Genomic DNA, 20,740 nt, shown 5'->3' with positions numbered 1-20,740 from the left:
GGCCCCCGGCCGGGGGGGCCCGCCCCGTTGGTGGGGGCGGCGTGTCGGCCCCGCCGCGGTTGGCGGCGGGGCGGGGGGCGGCCGTCCTGGGGGGGGGGGGGGGGGGGGGGGCGCGCGTCCGGCATCCCCGCGCTGATCGCGGAGGTGGAGAGCGCATCGGTGGTGCTGGATACGCCGGCGGCACGCCTTATCGCCCGTGGTGAGGAACGGCCCCTCCTGCTCGATGAAGTCGAAGCGCTTCTGGCGTCGGGGGCGCTCGTGGTGGATGCATGCCGCAATGTGATGCGGGTAGCAGATACGGTCGTCTCGCTGGCGACCCGCCCGGTGCTGTTCGCGCTGGCCCGCGCGCTGGCCGAAGCCTGGCCGGGGGACGTGGCAAGATCGACGCTTATCGCGCGCGCTTTCCGCGGAAAGGACGCGGACGAATCACATCGCGCACGGTTACGGGTCGAAGTCGGGCGGCTTCGCGCGGAGCTTCGTAGCTTGGCCGATGTGAGCGCAACGAAGCGGGGGTTTGCGCTGGCGCCGCGCCGCGCAGGTGAGGTCGTCGTGCTGGCGCCGCCCGTCGAAGAAGAGCATGCCGCCGTGCTCGCCTTCCTCGCTGACGGCGAGTCTTGGTCGAGTTCGGCCTTGGCGATTGCGCTTGGAGCCAGTTCGCGTACCGTGCAGCGGGCGCTCGAGCAGCTCGCCCAGGCCGGCAAGGTGCAGTCGTTCGGCCGCGGACGGGCGCGTCGCTGGATGACCCCGCCGCTGCCGGGTTTCCCGACAATCTTGTTACTCCCCGGTCCACTGCCGGGCTACTAGGATGGAATTATGGAACGATCCTCTGCCGAAATCATCCGTGAATACGGACCCTTTCCGGGTGTCGACCACGTAGACGGCGTTACCTTCGACGGTGAGCATGTCTGGTTTGCCTCAGGCGACAGATTGAACGCCTTCGATCCGGCAAGCGGCAAAGTGGTGCGGTCGATCGAGGTCGCCGCACACGCCGGAACGGCCTTCGACGGCCAGCACCTCTATCAAATCGCCGAGGATCGCATCCAGAAGATCGATCCAAAGAATGGCCAGGTGCTGGCGTCGATCCCGGCGCCTGGCAATGGCGGTGATTCCGGGCTCGCCTGGGCCGAAGGAACGCTCTGGGTCGGGCAGCATCGGGGCCGAAAGATTCATCAGGTCGATCCCGAGACAGGGGCAATCCTTCGCACCATCGTTTCCAACCGCGTCGTCACCGGCGTCAGCTGGGTCGACGGCGAGCTGTGGCATGGGACTTGGGAGGGCGAGGAGAGCGATGTCCGGCGGATCGATCCTGAAACGGGAAAGGTTCTGGAGAAGCTCGATATGCCGCCGGGAACAGGCGTGTCGGGGCTCGAATCCGATGGCGGCGACCAGTTTTTCTGCGGTGGCGGAAACAGCGGCAAGATCAGAGCTGTTCGCCGGCCCAAACGAGGCTCTGCGACCAAGATCTGAGCTTTTTCCATCCCCTCGGCCCGGCCCTTGGCCGGTTCGGTTAGCTCAAGCTCGCGATCAGTTTTTCGAGCAGGCGGGCCAGCATGGTCTGCTCCGGGCGTGCTAACCCAGAAAGTATCTGGTGCTCGTTGGTGACGTGAGCAGTCACCGCCTCATCGATCAAAGCGAGGCCCTTCCCGGTCAGCTGCACAATAATCCCGCGGCGATCGTCGGGGTGCGGCCCGCGCTTGATCAGGCCGGATTTCTCGAGCCGATCGAGGCGGTTGGTCATCGCGCCCGACGTCACCATCGTCGCCTCGTACAGAGCCGTCGGCGTCAGCGCATATGGCGGCCCGCAACGACGCAGCGTCGCCAGCACGTCGAATTCTCCGGATTGCAGCCCGTAACTTGCAAACAGCGGCGCCAGCCGCTCTCGTGCGATCAACGAGGCGGCCTCGTTCAACCGTCCAAGCACGGCCATCGGCGAGACATCGAGATCCGGCCGTTCCTTTTTCCATTGCTCGATCGCTTTTGCCGCGCGATCCATGTCTCTCACCGTTACGTATCTTGACGTGAAGAATCTTTATATTATCTTACCTCAGCTTGTGGTGTAGGCCAAGGGCCGCGAACGGGCGACGGGATGGTGCGATGAAATTTCTCTGGGACTCGGCGCTTGGCCTTCTGGTCGTCACCGGCGGACTGCTCGGCCTGACGCTGCCGTTCGGCAAGATCGCGACGACGGCCGGCGTGCCCGCCATGGTCTGGGCCTTCGTCATCTCGCTTGGCGCCGGCGGCGTGCTTTTGTGCGCATTGCTGCTCAACGGGCAGCGCATGCGGCTTACGCTGCACAGGCTGCGCTATTTCTTCGTGACCGCGGCCGTCTCCTACGCAATCCCCAATCTGCTGATGTTTTCAGCGATTCCGCATCTGGGCGCCGGCTATAGCGGCATCATGTTCACGCTGTCGCCGGTCGTCACGCTGGTGTTCTCGATGCTGCTCGGCGTCAGGCGCCCGACCACGCTGGGCGTCGTCGGCATCGCCGTCGGTTTCGTGGGCGCAGTCATGGTGGCCGTGACGCGCGGCGAAGCGGGCCAGCCGGCCGAATTTTTCTGGGTTGCGATGGGCCTGCTCATCCCCGTCAGCCTCGCCGCCGGCAACATTTACCGTACCGTCGACTGGCCCGAAGGCACCGGCCCGATCGAGCTCGCCGTCGGCAGCCATCTGGCAGCAGCTTTGATGCTGCTTGCCGGCATTCTGGTGCTGCTGGAAGGCAATGCATTCGGCTCGCTCGGCGGCGTGCCGCTGGTCGCTGCGGCACAGGTGGCATCAGCCTCGGCGATGTTCGCCTTCTTCTTCCGCCTGCAAGCGGTCGGCGGCCCGGTCTATCTCAGCCAGATCGGCTACGTCGCGGCGGCGGTCGGGCTGTTTGCCGGGACCCTCTTCCTCGGCGAGCGCTATCAACTGCTGACCTGGGCCGGTGCCGTCATCATCACCGCCGGCGTGTTCATCACCACCAAGGCGCAAAGCCAGAAGACCTAGGGGCGAGGAGGCGTAAGTTCAGACGGATGCCTTCTCCGCCAGCACCATGTAGTTGACGTCCATGTCCTTCGAGCGCTGCCAGCGGTCGGCGAGCGGGTTGTAGGTGACGCCGGTGCGGTCAATGACGGTCAGGCCGGCGCCGGCAAGCGCCTTTTCCAGTTCCTCGGGGCGCACCAGCTTGCCGAACTGGTGGGTGCCGCGGGGCAGCCAGCGCAGCACATATTCGGCGCCGATGATGGCCAGGCCCAGGGCCTTCAGCGTGCGGTTGATGGTGGCCACGAACATGATGCCGCCGGGCTTGACCATCTCGCCGCATTTGGCCAGGAACAGATCGACATCGGCGACATGCTCGACCACTTCCATGTTGAGGATGACGTCGAATTTTTCGCCGGCGTCGGCCAGGTCTTCCGCGGTGGTGGCGCGGTAATCAACGCTCACGCCGACTTCCGCCGCATGCAGCTTGGCCACTTCGATGTTGGTGGCGGAGGCATCGGCGCCGACCACCTCGGCGCCAAGCCGCGCCATCGGTTCGCACAAAAGCCCGCCGCCGCAGCCGATGTCAAGGAAGCGCAGGCCTTCGAACGGCCGTGCCGCACGCGGATCGCGGCCGAAGCGGGCCGCCACCTGGTCGCGGATATAGGCAAGCCGGATCGGGTTGAACTTGTGCAACGGGCGGAACTTGCCGTTCGGGTTCCACCATTCGGCGGCAAGGGCGGAAAAGCGTTCCACCTCTCCGGCATCGATCGTCGATCGTCGGGGCTCAGGCATGGCGTGGTCTCCTCGGACGCTAGGAAGTCGGGCGCGAGGCTGCGAATGTCAAGGCGCGAAATTCACCGCCGGCTGCGCGATGCGCGCGATGCCTGCCGGCGCCGCCTTTTGCCGGCTGCATTTGTGTCAGCACGTGTCAGTTGATGGTGTGCCGGAAGGAAACACCAATGCTTTGGCGAACGAAGCAGAGACATCGGGTTCGGAGGAGTGCACAACGATGCGGACGGTAGCTTCCATTCTTTGGCGCCGGCCTGACCAGGAAGGCCACGACGCTTGTCTTCTGTCGGAAGCGAGTTCCGGGTGGAACCTCAGGGGACACGCGCTTTTCGTCCAGGACGGCAGACCGTGCAGCATCGCGTACGAAGTGAACTGCGACGCCGATTGGCGTACACGCTCGGCGCGTGCCGACGGCTTTCTCGGCACGCAAGAGCTGCATTATGGGATCGAGCGGCTGACCGAGCGCCAATGGACGCTGAACGGCGATCATCAAGCGGAAGTCGACGGTCTCATCGATGTCGATCTCGGCTTCACACCCGCCACAAACCTTTTGGCGCTTCGCCGTTTTGCCCTCGATGTCGGCATGGCGACGCCCGCGCCGGCAGCCTATCTGACATTTCCCGAACTCAGGCTCGTGCGCCTGGAACAGACCTACCAGCGCGTCGATGCGGCACATTACGCCTACGAAGCCCCGATGTTCGGCTACAATGAGATGCTGGAGGTCTCGCCGATCGGTTTCGTCCTCGACTATCCGCGCCTGTGGAGAGCCACGGCACGGCTGGGCTGAAGCGCGCACCATATTGGCAAGACGCAGGGCAGGCACGATGCTGCGCTGGTGTGTCGCCCGGCCGCCAGCGGCGGCACGCCTTGCGAAACGACTGTCATTTGGCTAAGGAGGCCGCGCATTGAGCGCCTCGCCACAGCTTGGCGCATTTTTCCACTTTTCGGCCTTCGGTCCGGCATCCAGTCAAAGGCATTTCGCTTCCATGGCGCGCATCGTGATGAAATTCGGCGGGACCTCCGTCGCCGACATCGCCCGCATCCGCAATGTGGCGCGCCATGTCAAACGCGAGGTCGATGCCGGGCATGAGGTCGCAGTGGTGGTCTCGGCGATGGCCGGCAAGACCAACGAGCTCGTGCAATGGACGCGCGAGGCCTCGCCAATGCACGATGCGCGCGAATACGACGCCGTAGTCGCTTCCGGCGAACAGGTTACGGCCGGCTTGCTGGCGATCGCGCTGCAGAACATCGGCGTGCATGCCCGTTCCTGGCAAGGCTGGCAGATTCCGATCAAGACCGATAACGCGCATGGCGCGGCGCGCATTCTCGATATCGACGGCGGATTCCTGATCAAGCGCTTCGGCGAAGGCCAGGTGGCGGTGGTCGCCGGTTTCCAGGGCATCGGGCCGGACAACCGGATCGCAACACTCGGCCGCGGCGGTTCCGATACCAGCGCAGTCGCCATCGCGGCGGCGGTCAAGGCCGACCGCTGCGATATCTACACCGATGTCGATGGGGTCTACACGACCGATCCGCGCATCGAGCCGAAGGCCCGGCGGCTGGCCAAGATTTCCTTCGAGGAAATGCTCGAAATGGCCTCGCTCGGGGCCAAGGTCCTGCAGGTGCGCTCGGTCGAGCTTGCCATGGTGCACAGGGTGCGTACCTTTGTGCGGTCGTCCTTCGACGATCCCGATGCACCAGGAATGGGGGATTTGCTCAATCCGCCGGGAACGCTTATTTGCGACGAGGAAGAGATCGTGGAACAGCAGGTCGTCACCGGAATTGCCTATGCCAAGGACGAAGCGCAGATTTCGCTGCGCCGCGTCGGCGACCGGCCGGGCGTCGCCGCCGGCATTTTCGGGCCGCTGGCCGAGGCCAACATCAATGTCGATATGATCGTCCAGAACATTTCCGAGGACGGCAAGTTCACTGACATGACCTTCACCGTGCCATCCGGCGACGTCGACAAGGCGCTTGCCGTGCTCGAACGGCTGAAGGCGACGATCGGCTACGACGTGGTGCAGTCGGAAGCCGGCATGTCGAAGGTCTCGGTCATCGGCATCGGCATGCGCAGCCATGCAGGCGTCGCCGCCACCGCCTTCAAGGCGCTGGCCGACCGCGCGATCAACATCCGCGCCATCACAACGTCCGAAATCAAGATTTCGATCCTGATCGACGGTCCCTATACGGAACTAGCAGTTCGCACTTTGCATTCCGTGTACGGTCTGGATAAGCAGTAGCAGACTGCATCGGCCCGAAAATCGGAGTCGATTTTCGGAAGGCGGGATGCGGCGGATCGAAAGGCTTGGAGCGGTCTTTATGCGTCCAATTGGACGATGGCGCTCTAATTGAGTTGTTGCGTTTGTGCCGCTGTGCAGGGCAACCTGCACCGGTTGAAACGCTATTGGAGAAGAAGCCGCGATGCGTGATTCGGCCAGTGGCCCGCGCGTTTTGCTGAAACGGCTCCGCGAGCTCATGCAAGAGCCGCTGGAGCCGCAGGAGCGGCTTGACCGAATCGTGCGCGACATCGCCTCCAACATGGTTGCCGAGGTCTGCTCGCTTTATGTTCTGCGCGCCGATTCGGTGCTCGAACTCTACGCCACCGAAGGCTTGAACCCGAACGCCGTCCACCTGGCGCAGCTCAGGCTGGGCCAAGGCCTGGTCGGCACGATCGCGGCCTCGGCGCGGCCGCTCAACCTCTCCAACGCGCAGGAGCATCCTGCCTTCGCCTACCTGCCGGAGACAGGAGAAGAGATATACAATTCCTTCCTCGGCGTGCCGGTGCTGCGGGCAGGGCGGACGCTCGGCGTCCTGGTCGTGCAGAACAAGACCATGCGCCATTATCGCGACGACGAGGTCGAGGCGCTGGAAACGACGGCGATGGTGATCGCCGAGATGATCGCCACCGGCGATCTGGAGCGGCTGACAAGGCCCGGCCTTGAGCTCGATCTGCGTCGGCCGGTAAGCTTTACCGGCCTGTCCTTCAATGAAGGCGTCGGGCTCGGCCATGTGGTGCTGCACGAGCCGCGTATCGTCGTCACCAACCTGTTCAACGAGGACAGCGAGGAAGAGGTCAGGCGGCTCGACGCCTCGCTCGGCTCGCTCAGGCTCTCCATCGACGACATGCTGGAGCGCCGCGATGTCGCCTTCGAGGGCGAGCATCGCCAGGTGCTCGAAGCCTATCGCATGTTCGCCAACGACCGCGGCTGGGTGCGCCGGCTGGAGGAGGCGATCCGCAATGGCCTGACGGCCGAAGCGGCGGTCGAAAAGGTGCAGAGCGACATGCGTGCCCGCATGCTGCATATGACCGATCCGTATCTGCGGGAACGGATGAGCGATTTCGACGATCTCGCCAATCGGCTGCTGCGGCAGCTGATGGGGCGCGGACCGGAGGACGTCGCGGCCTCGCTGCCCAAGGACGCCATCATCGTCGCCCGCTCGATGGGGGCTGCCGAGCTGCTCGATTATCCCAGGGACAAGCTGCGCGGGCTGGTGCTGGAAGACGGCGCCGCGACCAGCCATGTCGTCATCGTGGCGCGAGCCATGGGCATACCCGTCGCCGGCCAGATGAAGGGCGCCGTTTCCATGGCGGAAAACGGCGATGCCATCATCGTCGACGGCGAGGAAGGCACGATCCATCTGCGCCCGCAGCCCGACCTCGAGGCGGCCTATGCCGAGAAAGTGCGCTTCAGGGCGCGGCGGCAGGAGGTCTACCGCGAGCTGCGCAAGAAGCCGTCGGTGACCAAGGACGGAGTCCAGGTCGATCTTCTGATGAATGCCGGACTGGCGGTGGATTTGCCGCAACTGGCCGAAGCAGGTGCGGCCGGCATCGGCCTGTTCCGCACCGAACTGCAATTCATGGTCGCCTCGACCTTTCCGCGCGCCGAAGCCCAGGAGCGGCTCTATCGTGACGTGCTCGAAGCGGCGCGCGGCAAGCCGGTGACATTCCGCACCATCGATATCGGCGGCGACAAGGTGCTGCCCTATTTCAAGGGCTCGATTCAGGAAGAGAACCCGGCACTCGGCTGGCGCGCCATCCGCCTGACCCTCGACCGGCCCGGATTGCTGCGTACCCAGATCCGCGCGCTGCTCAAGGCGTGCGGCGGACGCGAACTGAAGCTGATGCTGCCGATGGTGACCGAACTCGGCGAGATTGCGCAGGCGCGCGAGATCATCGATCGCGAGGTGCGGCATCTGTCGCGCTTTGCCCATCATTTGCCGACCAGCCTCAAACTCGGGGCGATGCTGGAGGTGCCGTCGCTGCTGTTCCAGCTCGACGAACTGATGAAGGCGGTCGATTTCGTCTCGGTCGGCTCGAACGACCTGTTCCAGTTCGTGATGGCGGTGGATCGCGGCAACACCCAGTTGTCCGACCGCTTCGACCCGCTCTCGACGCCGTTCCTGCGCGTCCTGAAGCAGATTGCCGACGCCGGGGCGCGCAACAATACGCCGGTGACCCTGTGCGGCGAACTTGCCGGCAAGCCGATTTCAGCGATGGCGCTGATCGGCCTTGGTTACCGCTCGATCTCGATGTCGCCGGCATCGATCGGCCCGGTCAAGGCGATGCTGACGGAACTGCCGCTCAGCGAGCTGGAAGCGTTCTTCGACGACAATCTGATGGCGCCGGCGCATGGCCTGCCGATGCGGGCGCTGCTGCAGGCGTTTGCCGACGACCGCTCCATACCGCTGTAGATTCACGTGAGGGCGGCCTGCAAATGTCGATTTTCTGCGCTTCCGGTGCCCATGTACTTAAATGTACATTCCGCTCCGGTTCTCGAAATCCGTCATTTTCGACTCGCCCTGACGTGAATCCCATCGAAGTTCCAGGACCATGATCAACCTGCCCCGCGACCGTATGGATCAAGTCGTCAAGCGTTTCGACATGCTCGAAGCGCAGATGTCGGCCGGGCCGGCGCCGGACGCCTATGTGAGGATGGCCTCCGAATATGCCGACATCCAGCAGATGGTGGCAAAGATCAGGGCACTGCGCGCCGCCGAGCGCGAACAGGCCGATCTGGAGGCGATGCTCGCCGACAAGGGCACCGACGCCGAGATGCGCGCCTTGGCCGAGGCCGACCTGCCGGAGGTCAAGCATCGCATCGAGGTACTGCAAAAGGACATCCAGATCCTGCTGTTGCCCAAGGATGCCGCAGACGACAAGAACGCCATCCTCGAAATCCGCGCCGGCACCGGCGGTGACGAGGCGGCGCTTTTTGCCGGCGACCTGTTTCGCATGTACGAGCGCTATGCAGCGGCGCATGGCTGGCGTTTCGAGACGGTGTCGGCCAGCGAAGGCGAAGTCGGCGGCTACAAGGAAATCATCGCCACCGTTTCGGGCAAGGGCGTCTTTGCCCATCTGAAGTTCGAATCCGGCGTGCACCGGGTGCAGCGCGTGCCGACGACCGAGGCGGGCGGGCGCATCCACACTTCGGCGGCGACGGTCGCGGTGCTGCCGGAAGCCGAAGAGGTCGACATCGACATCCGGGCCGAAGACATCCGCATCGACACGATGCGCGCCTCGGGTTCCGGCGGGCAGCACGTCAACACCACCGATTCGGCCGTGCGCATCACCCATCTGCCGACCGGCATCATGGTAGTGCAGGCGGAAAAATCGCAGCACCAGAACCGGGCGAAGGCCATGCAGATCCTGCGCGCCAGGCTTTACGACCTCGAACGCAGCAAAGCGGACGAGGAACGTTCAGAATCGCGCAAGTCGCAGGTTGGCTCGGGCGACCGCTCGGAACGCATCCGCACCTATAATTTTCCGCAGGGTCGCGTCACCGATCATCGCATCAACCTGACGCTCTACAAGCTCGACCGGGTGATGATGGGTGAACTCGACGAGATCATCGACGCGCTGATAGCCGATCACCAGTCGAAGCTGCTCGCCGATATAGGCATCGATGGCTGACAGCCTGCCCGCCACTCTGGCGCCGCTGCTGCGGGAAGCGCGAAACCGGCTCGCCGCAGCCGGGATTGCGGATCCGGCGCTCGATTCCAGGCTGATCGTCGAGCATTTTTCCGGCACGAACCGCACGCAGGCCATCGCCGATCCTGGGTGCGCGGTCGATGCGGACGTGACGGCGGCAATCGATGCCGCTTTGCGGCGGCGCGTCGCCGGCGAACCGGTGCACCGCATCCTCGGTTACCGCGAATTCTACGGCTTGCGCCTTTCGCTTTCGCCGCAAACGCTGGAGCCGCGACCGGATACCGAAACGCTGGTCGAGGCGGTGCTGCCTTTCGTTAAGGCAACGGCGGCACGCGAAGGCGGTTGCCGCATCCTCGATCTCGGGACCGGCACCGGTGCCATCGCGCTGGCGTTGCTCAGCGCGGTTCCGGCCGCGACCGCCACCGGCGTCGACATTTCGCAAGAGGCGCTGGCCACCGCCACGCGCAATGCCAGGGAATTGGGGCTCGCCGGCCGGTTCACGGCGCTCAAATCCGACTGGTTTGAAAAAGTTTCTGGCCGGTACCATGTAATTGCCGCAAACCCTCCCTATATACCCTCAGACGACATTGGAAATCTGCAGGACGAGGTCCGCGGTTTCGATCCACGCCAGGCCCTGGATGGCGGTGTGGACGGTCTGAGCCCCTACAGGAAGATCGCCGCAGGAGCGGCAGCGTATTTGGAAGTCCAAGGCAGGATTGCGGTCGAGATCGGCCATACGCAGCACCAACAGGTTACGGAGATATTCTCCGCGGCCGGGTACAGTTCTGTCGGGGTGTTTCGTGATCTCGGCGGAAACAACAGAGTTCTTGTGTTCGAACGGTGGAAGCCGTGATGCAGTGCGAAAAAAGCGCTTGGCAATACCGGGGAATGCGGCTAGGGTCGCCTTAACCGGATGAGACGAAGCAGGCAGTGCTCTTAGCGATTCGGTTTTCCTTGGAAATAGCTGCCTTCTTGCGCAAACGACGCCCAAGCTTCGTGCGGGAATCGTCCGGCAAGTGAAGTAACCGGAACAGGATGGCACGTGGCGCCAACGCAATTGATGCGGGCGAACGCCGGTGAAAGAACGAAACGGCTGGCCGCATGAGCGCCTCCGTTCGTGAAGAGTTTTTCGAAAATTTCAAAGTGAAGAGAGTCTAATGAGGCCACAACAGCAAAACAGGCGCATGCGCGGTCGCAACAACAATGGCGGCGGCGGCAATAACAATAACAACCGTAAGGGGCCGAATCCCCTGACGCGCAACTATGAGAGCAACGGCCCGGACGTGAAGATCCGCGGATCGGCTCAGCAGATTGCCGAGAAGTACGCAACCCTTGCCCGTGACGCGCACAGCTCCGGCGACCGGGTGATGGCGGAAAACTATCTCCAGCACGCAGAACACTATAACCGCATCATCGCAGCCGCTCAGGCGCAGATGCCGATCCAGAACGCCCAGCAGATTCGCGATGATTTCGACGATGATGGCGACGAGGATCGCGACGAGTTCGACAATGCCGGCAACAACAATGCCAACGAGACATCGGGCTCGACGGTCAATCAGGGGGCCGGCCCGCAGCCGGTCATCGATGGCACGCCGGCCGAGCTGGCGCTGAACCAGGAAAACAGCCGTGACAATCGCGGCGGCCGCGATAACCGTGACGGCCGCGACAATAATGGCGGACGCCACCGCGACCGTCGCCCCAATGGCGGTTACGGCCAGAACGGCCAGCGTGGCGAGTATAGCTCGCGCGGCGAGCAGCAGGGTGGCCAGCGCGTCGAACAGCCACGGCGCGACGAGGTTCCGGCGCAGGCGGAGCCCGTGCGGGCAGCTGAGCCGATCTTGGTGGGTGAGCCCGCACAGCAATTTGACAACCTTTCGCCGGCGGGTCTCGCCGCCCAGGCCGAGCTCAACGAAGCCGCTGCCGAAAGCAGCCCGGCCCGCCGCCCCAGGCGCCCGCGTCGCCCGCGCCTCGATGTCGAACAGGCAAATGGCGGCAACGACAACGCCGGCCCTGAGAGTGCCGAGACAAGCAATGCCGAGACAAGCAATGCCGGGACTGGCAATGCCGAGACTGGCAATGCCGGGACTGGCAATACCGACGCTGGCAATGTCGATGCAGCGCCGGCTGAAAGCCCCGGCGGTCAAGCTGTGATCGCAGACGTCGAGAATTGATCGAAAAAACGTTCGCTGCGCACTTTTGCGCGACATGTATGGACGGCGGAGAGAAATCTCCGCCGTTTTTGTTTTGCGCGCTCGCAATATTATCCATTCGCCAGTGTCGAGGCGTCTTGAGGGTCCGTGGTTTGCGTCCCATATCTTGCGTGAACAGGATCCGGCTCGAACGGGCGGGTCCGTCACCGCAATCTGATCCGGTGCCGCGAAGCGGGCCGGTGACGGAAGGAGACAGGCATGAATCTTGAAAAATATTCCGAGCGCGTGCGCGGCTTTATCCAGTCCGCGCAAACCATGGCGCTTTCCCGCAATCACCAGCAATTCACCCCCGAGCATATCCTCAAGGTCCTCGTCGATGACGACGAGGGCCTGGCTGCGTCGCTGATCGAGCGCGCCGGCGGCAATGTCCGGGACGTCAAGCTCGGCGTCGAAACGGCACTGGAGGCAATGCCCAAGGTCGAGGGCGGCAATGGCCAGCTCTATCTGGCCCAGCCGCTGGCAAAGGTGTTTTCGACCGCCGAGGAACTGGCCAAGAAGGCCGGTGACAGCTTCGTCACCGTCGAACGGCTGTTGCAGGCGCTCGCCATGGAAAAATCGGCCAAGACGGCCGACATCCTGGCCAAGGCCGGTGTCACGCCGCAGAAGCTGAACCAGGTCGTCAACGACGTACGCAAAGGTCGTACCGCCGATTCGGCGAGCGCCGAGCAGGGCTACGACGCGCTGAAGAAATACGCGCGCGACCTGACGGCGGACGCTCGCGCGGGCAAGCTCGATCCGGTCATCGGCCGTGACGACGAGATCCGCCGCACGATCCAGGTGCTGTCGCGCCGCACCAAGAACAACCCGGTGCTGATCGGCGACCCCGGCGTCGGCAAGACGGCGATCGCTGAAGGGCTGGCGCTGCGCATCGTCAATGGCGATGTGCCGGAATCGCTCAAGGACAAGCAGCTGATGGCGCTCGACATGGGCTCGCTGATCGCCGGCGCCAAATACCGCGGCGAGTTCGAGGAGCGGCTGAAGGCGGTACTTTCCGAGGTCACGTCCGCCGCCGGCGGCATCATCCTGTTCATCGACGAGATGCACACGTTGGTCGGCGCCGGCAAGGCGGATGGCGCCATGGACGCGTCGAACCTGCTGAAGCCGGCGCTGGCCCGCGGCGAACTGCACTGCGTCGGCGCCACTACGCTCGACGAATACCGCAAGCATGTCGAGAAGGATGCGGCCCTTGCCCGCCGCTTCCAGCCGGTCTTCGTCAATGAGCCAACGGTCGAAGACACCGTTTCGATCCTGCGCGGCCTGAAAGAGAAATACGAGCAGCACCACAAGGTGCGCATCTCGGATTCGGCGCTGGTCGCGGCCGCAACCCTGTCCAACCGCTACATCGCTGACCGCTTCCTGCCGGACAAGGCGATCGACCTGGTCGACGAGGCCGCGTCGCGGCTCCGCATGCAGGTCGATTCGAAGCCCGAGGCGCTGGACGAGATAGATCGCCGCATCATGCAGCTCAAGATCGAGCGCGAGGCGCTCAAGGTCGAGAAGGACGACGCCTCGAAGGACCGGCTCGCCCGGCTCGAGAAGGAACTCTCGAACCTCGAGGAGGAATCGACCGAGCTGACCTCGAAATGGCAGGCCGAGAAGCAGAAGCTCGGCCTTGCCGCCGACCTCAAGAAACAGCTCGACGAGGCGCGCAACGAACTTGCCATCGCCCAGCGCCAGGGTGAATTCCAGCGCGCCGGCGAACTTGCCTACGGCAAGATCCCGGAACTCGAAAAGCAGCTGAAGCAGGCCGAAGCCAGGGATGGCAAGGCCGGCATGGTCGAAGAAGTGGTCGGCCCCGATCACGTCGCTCATATCGTCTCGCGCTGGACGGGGATCCCGGTCGACAAGATGCTGGAAGGCGAGCGCGACAAGCTGTTGCGCATGGAAGACGAGATCGGCAAGCGCGTCGTCGGCCAGGGCGAGGCCGTGCAGGCAGTGTCGAAGGCGGTACGCCGTGCGCGCGCCGGTCTGCAGGACCCGAACCGGCCGCTCGGCTCGTTCATGTTCCTCGGGCCGACGGGCGTCGGCAAGACCGAACTGACCAAGGCGCTGGCCAGCTTCCTGTTCGATGACGAGAGCGCGATGGTGCGTATCGACATGTCGGAGTTCATGGAGAAGCACTCGGTCGCCCGGCTGATCGGCGCGCCTCCCGGCTATGTCGGCTATGAGGAAGGCGGCGCGCTGACCGAAGCGGTGCGGCGCCGGCCCTATCAGGTCGTGCTGTTCGACGAGATCGAGAAGGCGCATCCGGACGTGTTCAACGTGCTGCTGCAGGTGCTCGACGACGGCCGGCTGACGGACGGCCAGGGCCGCACGGTCGACTTCCGCAATACGCTGATCATCATGACGTCCAATCTCGGCGCCGAATATCTGGTCAATCTCGGCGAGGACCAGGATGTCGACGTCGTGCGCGACGAGGTGATGAATGTCGTCAGGGCTTCGTTCCGGCCGGAATTCCTCAACCGCATCGACGAGGTCATCCTGTTCCACCGGCTGCGCCGCCAGGATATGGGCCAGATCGTCCAAATCCAGCTCAAGCGGCTGGAAAACCTGCTTGTCGACCGCAAGATATCGCTTTCGCTCGATCAGGAGGCGATCGACTGGCTGGCGGCCAAGGGTTACGACCCGGCCTATGGCGCGCGGCCGCTGAAGCGGGTGATGCAGAAGGAATTGCAGGATCCGCTGGCGGAAAAGATACTGCTCGGCGAGATCCTTGACGGCTCGACCGTCAAGGTCACCGCCGGATCCGACCGCTTGAACTTCCGCTCGAAGCCCGCGGTCGTGGCAACCGAGGCGGCCGCCTGAGTTCAAGCCAAGAGCCTGTTCCATCCCGATCGAATCGGGATGGATTTCCTATCTTCAATTTCGACCATGATCTTTTCCGAAAAACCGGCATCCGCTTTTTGCTACGCGGACCCGTCGGTCCATGGTCTAACACCACTGGCGGGCGCAGATGACTTTGGACGACTACAACAGTTTCTGCGCCTCGCTGCCTTCGACGACCCATGTCGTGCAGTGGGGTGGCGCGCATGTCTGGAAAGTCGGCGGCAAGGTGTTTGCGATCGGCGGCTGGAGTGAAGGCAAGGAGCCGTTCGTCACCTTCAAATGCTCCGAGATCGCTTATGACGTGCTGAGGGAACAGCCGGGCCTTCGGCCGGCGCCGTATCTCGCCTCGCGCGGCATGAAATGGATCCAGCGCCGGACAAGCGAAAGCATGGATGATGAGGCGCTGAAGGATTATTTGCGCGAAAGCCACCGTCTCGTCGTGCTGAAGCTGACGAAGCAGACGCGCAAGGAATTGGGATTCGCTGCCGGTTAATCGGTCAGAAATCCGCCATCTTCATGCCCGGTTCATATTGGAACCTTATCGTGTGCAAGTGATTTGCTGGCGAAGGGGTTGGCGACCACATCGGCCCGAAATCGAGTTTGATTTTCGCAAAGCACGATGCGGAGATGTGAAGCGTTAGAGCGTCCTTGCACCCAAAAGGACGCGCGGCGCTCTTGAGAGACAATGCCGGCGGCGGCAATTACGGACCGGAGAATTTTGGCCATCATGTTGCGCACCATCCTCACCCTTTCAGCGTTTGCTGCCGGGCTGCTGGCGTCGAATGCGATGGCCTCGCCGATGGCCGATACCGCGCCGCGGGTGGTTCGTGCTGCCAATGACGGCGGCATTCTTGTCGCCCAGGACGGCAATCTCGACATCTATTACGACGCCAGGGGAAACCGCGTCATCGTCGATGCGGAAACCGGCAAGGTCATCGCCATCCAGCCGCCGCAGACCAGGCTCGACCGCCGTGTTTTGCGTCGCGAGCGCTTGCGCAACCTCGGGCCGGTCGAGGAGGACGATCCCTATTATCTCGACGACCCTGAGGACACGGCCCGGTTCCGCCGCAGGCAGTTGGAAGACGAAGGCAGGATCATCGTGCCGCCGGACGACGAGTACGACCCCTATGGCGACAATTCGATGGAAGCCTTCCCCGAAGCGCCGCGGGATGACGGCTACGGCAACGATTATCCGGAGGCAGCGCAGCCGGTGAGGCCACGCACCATCGAGCGCCAGCCGCTCAACGAAGCCTCGATCGAGCCGGTCGAGCCGACAGTGCCGAATGAGCAGGCGGCCTTGCCGCCAAACACAGCCCCGCCGCCAAGCACTGGCGGCAAGACGGCGGTCGACCCGCCGCTTTCGCTCGGCGCCCGCCAGGACGTGGCGGCGCTGCAGGTGCTGCTCGACCGCGCCGGTGCGTCGCCCGGTGTCATCGACGGACGCTTCGGCTCGAATGTCGACAAGGCGCTCGCCGCCTATAACGAGATCACCGGCAACAATCTGAAATCGACCGACGCGATCGGCATCCAGGCGGCCCTGGCGCAATCCGGCGGCGATGCCTTCGCCTCCTATACGATCACGCCCGAGGATGCGGCCGGCCCTTATGTTGCCTCGATACCGGAGGACTACAGCCAAAAGGCCCAGCTCGACCGCATGGGCTACACGTCGGTGCCCGAAGCGCTGGCCGAGCGCTTCCATATGGATGAAACCTATCTGAAGCAGCTCAATCCGGACGCCAATTTCAATCGTCGGGGCACCATCATCAAGGTTGCCAATTTCGGCAGGCTGGTGGCGACGCCGGTGGCGCGCATCATCGCCGACAAGGCCAACAAGCAGGTCCGTGCCTACGACGCGGCGGGCAAGCTGGTCGCAGCCTATCCGGCGACTATCGGCTCGTCGGATACGCCGTCGCCGTCCGGCACGCATGCGGTGTCGCGTGTCGCATTGGACCCGAACTACACCTACAACCCTAACATCAATTTCAAGCAGGGCGAAAACGACAGGATCCTGACCATCCCGCCGGGGCCGAACGGCCCGGTCGGCTCGGTCTGGATCGCACTGGACAAGCCGACCTACGGCATTCACGGCACGCCGGATCCGTCCAAGATCGGCAAGACCGAAAGCCATGGCTGCGTGCGACTGACCAATTGGGATGCGCGCGAGCTCGCCAAGATCGTGACGCCCGGCGTTATCGTGGAGTTCGTCGAGTAATTTCCCTGGTTCAAAAGTTTGGCAGGTCGGATGCTTTCGCAGATCGCCAGCCTTGGAGATTTGCCGAAACCCTATCGTGTCGTCATCCTGGGGCGGAGCAAGGAGCGAAGCGACGCGGCGCAGACCCCTGGATCCATGCCGTTACGATGGAGCACCGCGACGGCGCGGAATTCTGCTCTGCCGCACCCTTCGGCCGAGATCACGGCATGGATCCCAGGGTCTTCGCGACGGAGCTTCGCTCCTGCTTCGCCCAGGGATGACGAAGCTGAGGGGCCTCGGCCAACGTCCACGGTTTGCGACAGCCCACTGCGATGAACGATGTCACCCGATGACCTTGCGCAGCAGTGGCGCGCGCAGCGCTGCGGCATAGGTCAGCTGCACCACCAGGATGAAGCCGACGCTGAGCAACGGGCTGGCTAGGCATAGTGCCGCGCCGATCGCCCACAGGATCTGTGCCTTGACGATGCGCAGATAGACCGTTCGGGTGGTCTCCGCATCGACACCGTCGGCCAGGAATCCGTTTTTGTCCGCATAGCGCCAACTGGCGAGCAGCGTCAGTCCCAGCATCAGAAGATTGAGCCAGTAGACGAGCACCGCGGTCCTGAATTCAAGGAAGTCGGCCAAAAGATCGGTCGAGAACGGCAGCAAGGCGATGAAGCCGAGGAAGCAGAGGTTCAACGTGGCAAGCCGCCGGTCGGATTTTGCGATCAACCCGTGTTGCGCCTGCTGGCCGAACCAGAAGATGGTCAGCGTCAGGAAGCTGAGCGCATAGGTCAGGAAGCGGGGCGCCAGTGCTGTGATCGCGGCGATCAACTCGCTTTCGGAATGCACCGTTTCATGCGCCGGCACCCTGATCTCGAGAACGATCAGGGTGAGCGCGATGGCGAACACGCCGTCGGTGATGCCGACGACGCGCCCGCGTCCTTCCGCCGAGGGTTCGAGCGGTCGTTTCATGCGGTAGTTCCCCCTTGTCGCAGCGTTGCGGAAAATCTAGCACGGCATCCACCGTTTGCACCCGGACTGGCGTACTCCTGTCTGTATGGCCAGGTTCGGCCCTGGTTTCAACGAGAACAGCCTGCTGGCCGGTTGTCGGCGGCATGCCAGCGGTCTAGGTAAGGCGGCATGCACACGCCAACCAAAGTCGGTACAGGCGCCGTTCCCCTGACCGGGCCACTTCCGGCCGACACGTTCTGCCCGCAGGCGCAGCGGCGGTTCGTGCTGATCGCCGCGATTCTGGCTTCCGCACTCGGTTTTATCGATGGATCGGTCCTGGCCATTGCGACGCCGGCGATCCGCGTCGATCTCGGCGCCAGCCTGGCCGAGGCGCAATGGATCTCCAACGCCTATGCGTTGACGCTTTCAGCCCTCATTCTCGTCGGCGGCGCCGCTGGCGATCGCTTCGGCCTGCGCCACTCTTTCGTCGCCGGCATCGTCCTGTTCATTGCCGCCTCGCTTGCCTGCGCGCTGGCGCCTAACCCGCCGATGCTTATTGTATTTCGGGCTGTCCAGGGTATCGGAGCGGCCATCATGGTGCCCGGCAGCCTGGCCATTATCGCCAAAGCCTATCCAAAAAAGGAACGCGGCCGGGCGATCGGCATCTGGGCCGCGGCATCGGCACTGACGACGGCGCTCGGCCCGGTGCTGGGCGGCTTCGTGCTGTCAGCCTTCGGCGACGGCATCTGGCGGGCGATCTTCGCCATTAATCTGCCGCTCGGTCTCATCTCGATCTATCTTCTGCTGGCCAAGGTCCCTGCCGATGCACCGGCGGAAAAGCGCAGCCTCGATCTCGGCGGCGCTGCACTCGCCATATTGGCGTTCGGAGCTCTCGCTTACGGCCTGACCTCGATGAGCGGCGACGGGGAGGGGCTGATGTCCGGCCCGAGTATTGCCGCCGGTGCGGTTTTGCTCGTCGTGTTCATCGTCTTCGAGCGCCGGCAGCGCGAGCCGATGATTGACCTGTCGTTGTTTCGAATCGGCGCGTTCGCGGGCGCTAACGTGGCGACCTTCTTCCTTTATTTTGCCCTGTCGGCCAATTTGTTCTATCTGCCGATGCTCATGATCGCCGGATGGGGGCTGAGCGCGGCCGAGGTCGGCTTTATATTCCTGCCGCTGTCGGCGTTGATGGCACTGTTATCCGGACCGGTTGGCCAGTGGTCCGACCGCATCGGGCCTCGCTTTCCGATCGCCAGCGGCAGTCTGGTTGTGGCTCTTGCCTTTGCCGGACTTGCCTTGCTGGCCTATTGGGGCATCCACAGTTTCTGGCTGGGGGTATTCCCGCTGATGGCTCTGATGGGGTTCGGCATGGCGCTGGTGGTATCGCCGCTGTCGACCGCCATCATGACGGCGGTCGAGGACAAGGATACGGGGGCGGCCTCGGGCATCAACAACGCCGTTTCGCGGATCGGCGGCCTGATTGCTGTGGCGGCGATGGGATCGCTGGCGGCATGGGTCTATGCTGGCGTGCTCGGCACCGGTGCCGGCACCGGCCTTCCGGGTTTCGGCGAACCGCCGCCCGCCGGCCTGGCGCCCGGCCTCGATGCGGCACGACTTGCCGCCAGCGACGCGGCATTCGCGGCCGTTGCCGCGGTGACCGCGCTGCTTTGCCTGCTTTCGGCAATCACCGCCTGGACGACGGTTTCGGGCGAGCGGCTGCCATGGGTGCGCGACACGGCGAATCAGCAGGGCTGACCACGAAAAAACGTCGGCTCAGCCTTCGATCTTGGCGCTCGCGACCTTCAACTGATTGCTGTCTTCCTGCTTGAGCAGGTCGTCGATGCGTTCGCGCTCGCGCTTGAAGGCGACGAGGTCGTCGCCCTTCAGCGTCTTGCCGACCGGCAGGCGGACGCGCATCGAATCGACCTTGGTGCCGTTGACGATCAGTTCGTAATGAAGGTGCGGACCGGTGGAGAGGCCGGTTGAGCCGAGATAGCCGATAACCTGACCCTGGCGAACGCGAACACCCGGCTCGATGCCTTTGGCAAACGCGCTCTGGTGATTGTAGGACGTCTCGTAGCCATTGGCGTGACGCAAGATGATCTGCTTGCCATAGCCACCGGCCCAGCCGGCCTTTTCGACGACGCCATTGCCTGCGGCAATGATCGGCGATCCTACGGGAGCTGCCCAGTCGGTGCCGGTATGCATCTTCACATACCCCAAAATGGGGTGGCGCCTCGCACCGAACCCGGATGTAAATCGGCCATTGGGCAAGGGATTGCGCAGCAGGAACTGCTCGGCGCTGCTGCCGTTTTCGTCGAAATAGTCGGTGCTGCCGTCCTGCATCTGGAAACGGTAGAAATTTCGCGTCGTGCCGCCGAAAGTCGCGGAGACGTAAAGCAGCTCGGATTCGTCGGACGCCTGGTCGTCGCCATCGGGCTGCGAGAACAGCACCTCGATGCGGTCCGTGGGATTGAGGCGCGACTGGAAGTCGACACTGGATGCCAGCAACTTGATCAGCCGTTGCGTCATCGCCTTGGACATGCCGTAGGAATAGGCGGTGCGGTAGATGCCGTCATAGACGTTCGGCAGATTGCCGCGCACTATGGGCGCAGGCGAATCGTCGAACGCCGTCAGCAATTCGGGATTTGGCTCCGGCTCCTGCGCCGGCACGTATTGGTCGTGGTCGTCGAGTGCGATGGTGACGATGTGCTGGGTCCTGTCGTACACGCTGGTGCGAACGATCTTGGCGGCGTCGCCATGGACCTCGAGCCCAACGCGCAGCACGGTTCCTGCCTTGAGAGCCGTGGCATTCAGCAATTTGGCGATCGCCTCGGCCATTCCGGTGGCATCCTCGCCGGTATAGCCCGAATCAGCGAA

Annotated in this window: 17 protein-coding genes (1 of these 17 cut by a window edge); 13 read left to right on the top strand and 4 right to left on the bottom strand. The window is 63.7% G+C overall.

From position 1 onward, the window contains the following. Both NKJ13_RS30265 and NKJ13_RS30260 read left to right on the top strand, forming a co-directional pair. A partial coding sequence (locus NKJ13_RS30265; protein WP_502901956.1) for a winged helix-turn-helix domain-containing protein occupies positions 1-804 on the top strand: 804 nt, incomplete at its 5' end. A gap of 9 nt (positions 805-813) precedes the next feature. Then, positions 814-1,467, top strand: a complete 654-nt coding sequence (locus NKJ13_RS30260) for a Vgb family protein (protein WP_352702566.1) — start codon at positions 814-816, stop codon at positions 1,465-1,467. Between the two features lie 40 nt (positions 1,468-1,507). Here the strand turns inward: NKJ13_RS30260 and NKJ13_RS30255 are convergent, their stop codons facing one another. Continuing rightward, a complete protein-coding gene (locus tag NKJ13_RS30255; protein ID WP_352737570.1) occupies positions 1,508-1,993 on the bottom strand; it encodes a MarR family winged helix-turn-helix transcriptional regulator in 486 nt (161 codons plus the stop codon). Between the two features lie 101 nt (positions 1,994-2,094). Between NKJ13_RS30255 and NKJ13_RS30250 the strand changes: the two genes are divergently transcribed. Beyond that, positions 2,095-2,985: a DMT family transporter gene (locus NKJ13_RS30250; protein ID WP_352737569.1), complete on the top strand. Its 891-nt coding sequence runs from the start codon at positions 2,095-2,097 to the stop codon at positions 2,983-2,985. A gap of 18 nt (positions 2,986-3,003) precedes the next feature. On the opposite strand, the gene ubiG is transcribed toward NKJ13_RS30250, so the two are convergent. Then, positions 3,004-3,753: a bifunctional 2-polyprenyl-6-hydroxyphenol methylase/3-demethylubiquinol 3-O-methyltransferase UbiG gene (ubiG, locus tag NKJ13_RS30245; protein WP_254816707.1), complete on the bottom strand. Its 750-nt coding sequence runs from the start codon at positions 3,751-3,753 to the stop codon at positions 3,004-3,006. A gap of 217 nt (positions 3,754-3,970) precedes the next feature. Between ubiG and NKJ13_RS30240 the strand changes: the two genes are divergently transcribed. From NKJ13_RS30240 to NKJ13_RS30200, 9 genes are all read left to right on the top strand, one after another. Continuing rightward, positions 3,971-4,537, top strand: coding sequence for a putative glycolipid-binding domain-containing protein (locus NKJ13_RS30240; protein WP_352737568.1), 567 nt, complete (start codon positions 3,971-3,973; stop codon positions 4,535-4,537). Between the two features lie 199 nt (positions 4,538-4,736). After that, positions 4,737-5,990, top strand: coding sequence for an aspartate kinase (locus NKJ13_RS30235; RefSeq protein WP_352456701.1), 1,254 nt, complete (start codon positions 4,737-4,739; stop codon positions 5,988-5,990). Between the two features lie 181 nt (positions 5,991-6,171). Further along, positions 6,172-8,442, top strand: a complete 2,271-nt coding sequence (gene ptsP / locus NKJ13_RS30230; RefSeq protein ID WP_352737567.1) for a phosphoenolpyruvate--protein phosphotransferase — start codon at positions 6,172-6,174, stop codon at positions 8,440-8,442. Positions 8,443-8,581: 139 nt separating this feature from the next. Then, positions 8,582-9,661 carry a peptide chain release factor 1 gene (gene prfA, locus NKJ13_RS30225; protein ID WP_352506686.1) on the top strand — a complete coding sequence of 360 codons (1,080 nt, stop codon included), beginning with the start codon at positions 8,582-8,584 and terminating at the stop codon, positions 9,659-9,661. Further along, positions 9,654-10,532, top strand: coding sequence for a peptide chain release factor N(5)-glutamine methyltransferase (gene prmC / locus NKJ13_RS30220; protein ID WP_352779279.1), 879 nt, complete (start codon positions 9,654-9,656; stop codon positions 10,530-10,532). Before prfA ends, prmC begins: the two co-directional genes overlap by 8 nt. A 331-nt stretch (positions 10,533-10,863) precedes the next feature. Next, a complete protein-coding gene (locus NKJ13_RS30215; protein WP_352737565.1) occupies positions 10,864-11,850 on the top strand; it encodes a DUF4167 domain-containing protein in 987 nt (328 codons plus the stop codon). A gap of 237 nt (positions 11,851-12,087) precedes the next feature. After that, on the top strand, positions 12,088-14,694 hold the full coding sequence (clpB, locus tag NKJ13_RS30210; RefSeq protein WP_352737564.1) for an ATP-dependent chaperone ClpB: 2,607 nt from the start codon (positions 12,088-12,090) through the stop codon (positions 14,692-14,694). A 148-nt stretch (positions 14,695-14,842) separates the two neighbouring features. Next, the gene (locus tag NKJ13_RS30205; protein ID WP_352779276.1) at positions 14,843-15,208 is read left to right on the top strand and encodes an MmcQ/YjbR family DNA-binding protein; all 366 of its coding nucleotides are present in this window, start codon (positions 14,843-14,845) and stop codon (positions 15,206-15,208) included. A gap of 234 nt (positions 15,209-15,442) precedes the next feature. Then, positions 15,443-16,927, top strand: coding sequence for a L,D-transpeptidase family protein (locus tag NKJ13_RS30200; RefSeq protein ID WP_352779273.1), 1,485 nt, complete (start codon positions 15,443-15,445; stop codon positions 16,925-16,927). A gap of 321 nt (positions 16,928-17,248) precedes the next feature. Here the strand turns inward: NKJ13_RS30200 and NKJ13_RS30195 are convergent, their stop codons facing one another. Then, the gene (locus NKJ13_RS30195) at positions 17,249-17,881 is read right to left on the bottom strand and encodes a TMEM175 family protein (protein WP_352506681.1); all 633 of its coding nucleotides are present in this window, start codon (positions 17,879-17,881) and stop codon (positions 17,249-17,251) included. A 168-nt stretch (positions 17,882-18,049) separates the two neighbouring features. Here NKJ13_RS30195 and NKJ13_RS30190 point away from each other — a divergent pair, with 168 nt between their 5' ends. Beyond that, on the top strand, positions 18,050-19,615 hold the full coding sequence (locus NKJ13_RS30190; protein ID WP_352779270.1) for an MFS transporter: 1,566 nt from the start codon (positions 18,050-18,052) through the stop codon (positions 19,613-19,615). Between the two features lie 18 nt (positions 19,616-19,633). Here the strand turns inward: NKJ13_RS30190 and NKJ13_RS30185 are convergent, their stop codons facing one another. After that, on the bottom strand, positions 19,634-20,740 hold the 3' portion of the coding sequence (locus NKJ13_RS30185; protein WP_352737559.1) for a M23 family metallopeptidase. 852 nt of this gene lie beyond the right edge of the window; only the last 1,107 of its 1,959 coding nucleotides appear in the window; the start codon falls outside the window, past its right edge; its stop codon occupies positions 19,634-19,636.

The sequence above is a fragment of the Mesorhizobium sp. M0174 genome, assembly GCF_040322275.1.
Lineage (GTDB): Bacteria > Pseudomonadota > Alphaproteobacteria > Rhizobiales > Rhizobiaceae > Mesorhizobium.
The sequence above is the reverse complement of the archived record's forward strand: the minus strand, read 5'-3'. Positions and strand labels throughout refer to the sequence as shown.

Bases quoted from the DNA above. Each gene is read 5' to 3' on its own strand.
- NKJ13_RS30215 (WP_352737565.1), top strand. From the start codon at position 10,864: ATGCGCGGTCGCAACAACAATGGCGGCGGCGGCAATAACAATAACAAC.
- NKJ13_RS30205 (WP_352779276.1), top strand. From the start codon at position 14,843: ATGACTTTGGACGACTACAACAGTTTCTGCGCCTCGCTGCCTTCGACG.
- NKJ13_RS30200 (WP_352779273.1), top strand. From the start codon at position 15,443: ATGTTGCGCACCATCCTCACCCTTTCAGCGTTTGCTGCCGGGCTGCTG.
- NKJ13_RS30250 (WP_352737569.1), top strand. From the start codon at position 2,095: ATGAAATTTCTCTGGGACTCGGCGCTTGGCCTTCTGGTCGTCACCGGC.
- NKJ13_RS30195 (WP_352506681.1), bottom strand. From the start codon at position 17,881: ATGAAACGACCGCTCGAACCCTCGGCGGAAGGACGCGGGCGCGTCGTC.
- NKJ13_RS30190 (WP_352779270.1), top strand. From the start codon at position 18,050: ATGCACACGCCAACCAAAGTCGGTACAGGCGCCGTTCCCCTGACCGGG.
- prfA (WP_352506686.1), top strand. From the start codon at position 8,582: ATGATCAACCTGCCCCGCGACCGTATGGATCAAGTCGTCAAGCGTTTC.
- clpB (WP_352737564.1), top strand. From the start codon at position 12,088: ATGAATCTTGAAAAATATTCCGAGCGCGTGCGCGGCTTTATCCAGTCC.
- NKJ13_RS30235 (WP_352456701.1), top strand. From the start codon at position 4,737: ATGGCGCGCATCGTGATGAAATTCGGCGGGACCTCCGTCGCCGACATC.
- prmC (WP_352779279.1), top strand. From the start codon at position 9,654: ATGGCTGACAGCCTGCCCGCCACTCTGGCGCCGCTGCTGCGGGAAGCG.
- ubiG (WP_254816707.1), bottom strand. From the start codon at position 3,753: ATGCCTGAGCCCCGACGATCGACGATCGATGCCGGAGAGGTGGAACGC.
- NKJ13_RS30240 (WP_352737568.1), top strand. From the start codon at position 3,971: ATGCGGACGGTAGCTTCCATTCTTTGGCGCCGGCCTGACCAGGAAGGC.
- ptsP (WP_352737567.1), top strand. From the start codon at position 6,172: ATGCGTGATTCGGCCAGTGGCCCGCGCGTTTTGCTGAAACGGCTCCGC.
- NKJ13_RS30255 (WP_352737570.1), bottom strand. From the start codon at position 1,993: ATGGATCGCGCGGCAAAAGCGATCGAGCAATGGAAAAAGGAACGGCCG.
- NKJ13_RS30260 (WP_352702566.1), top strand. From the start codon at position 814: ATGGAACGATCCTCTGCCGAAATCATCCGTGAATACGGACCCTTTCCG.